This is a genomic window from Acinetobacter calcoaceticus, assembly GCF_051947995.1.
GTDB lineage: Bacteria > Pseudomonadota > Gammaproteobacteria > Pseudomonadales > Moraxellaceae > Acinetobacter.
Map to the genome: position 1 here is coordinate 1 of NZ_JBLVVH010000022.1, position 1,748 is coordinate 1,748.

The following is a 1,748-nucleotide window of genomic DNA, read 5'->3' on the forward strand; positions in this document are numbered from 1 at the left end:
AGCTGCTGTTTAGCAGGCTGTGCATCCAGATGTTCACCTTGCGCTTGATCCTGCTTGTGCGTAGAAACAAGTAAGCCTTCGCCTGCACGTACCGCACCCCATTGGTCGGTACGCAGTTCAAAACCTTCACCTCGGTCTTCGCTTTCCGCTGTGGCTTTCGGATGGCTCAGCTTCCCTAGGTTCAACTGGCTGGCTGCATGACTACTTTGTAGTTGTGCACTGATTTGTCCAGTGGTGTCATCAAATCGTAACTGGTTAAAGCCTTCGCCCTGATATTCTTTCGATTTGATCCCCGCCAGTTTTTTGGTGTCTGGTAGCTTGCCTGCATTGTCGAACTTGGTCGGGCTACGATGCGCTTCGTGAATGCGTCCAACCACAAATGGACGGTCGATATTGCCATCAAAGAAGTCGATCACTACGATTTCATCGATACGCGGCAGGAAGCGTGCGCCATAGCCTTCTCCTGCCCACGGGGTCAGTACATCAACCCAGGCTGAATCGGTATCGTTGTCATTGGCCCCTGCACCACCATCGTGGCTGTGGTCTTCACTACGGGTAAACAGAAAACGGACTTTAATCCGCCCCCATTCATCCACGTGGATTTCTTCGCCGCTTGGGCCAACTACTTTGGCACGTTGTGGTGAAGCGGCTGGACGGTGTTGTAATGGATTGTATTCGGGAACCGTTTTGATGCTACGTCGTTGCAGGATGAGCTGATTGGCTTGGCGCTCTTCTGCATTGCTTTGTTGGCTTGGCTGCCAGTTGCTTTGGGCCAATAGCTGATGAATCTGCTGCTGCAGATCTTTGGGCAAGTTGTTCTGGTTGTAGAACTGTTTGCCTGTGATCAGGAATTCTTTATCACTGCCATCGTGTTGATCAATTTCAGGGTGTTCTGCCAGTTCAAACCAGTACCCGACATGGGTGTCACGGACGGTGGTCTTCGCCACAAACTGTTTCGATTGTAGATCGTAGTATTGTCCGAGGTTCTGATTGAGCTTTTCAATCTGGGCATTGCCCGATGCAGTTGCACCATCTTCACCATTCAGGTCTTGCATCCAAGCGGGAGAGAAATGCCAGGCCTGTTCCAGTCCCAGACTGGCATTGTCATGTTGTTCGCTGTGCTTATGCGTGCTTTGGACACTGCCTGCACCGTCTTCCTGTTCCAGTGCATCAGCTTGCCAGCGTTGTACATGGACTGCACTGGGTTGCAATGAGCGTTGTCCGACCAGACTGGTCATGCTGTCATATTGTTCGGTAGCACTGCTGCGGTGATAACGGATCTGGCGACGCTCTAAAGCTTGGTACTGGCTATTGTCATCAATCAGACGCAGTTTTTGCGGCTGAATCGCAGCACTACTTTGTGGAACGGTTCGTTCTGCTTCATCCACCAGCCAGTTGATGCCTTCGCTACGCAGCAAACGGGTGAGAAAGTCATAGTCGCTCTCATTGGACTGCATCACGAATGGGCGGACATCGTACTCCTGACTGAGTCCACTGAGGTCCAACGTTAGGCTGGAGGCAAATAAGGGGCTTTTTTGCTGCCATTCTTTAAAGACAACTTCCACCACATCACGCACGCTTTTATTCATAAACACGCGGCTGTTACGGCGTTGTTTCCACAAAGCCGTTGGATCTTCTAAAGTGAGTTTATAGAGGGTTAAACTACCATCCGACTGGCCTTGCAAGGCTTGCGTGATAATGCCTGTGACACGGCTGAGTTGTCCCTGATCGGTGACGGTATCAATGGC

1 protein-coding gene is annotated in these 1,748 nt (G+C 51.1%); it reads right to left on the reverse strand.

Annotation, left to right across the window (positions count from 1 at the left end):
• A partial coding sequence (locus tag ACNQO6_RS18365; protein WP_440209905.1) for a type VI secretion system Vgr family protein occupies positions 1-1,748 on the reverse strand: 1,748 nt, incomplete at both ends.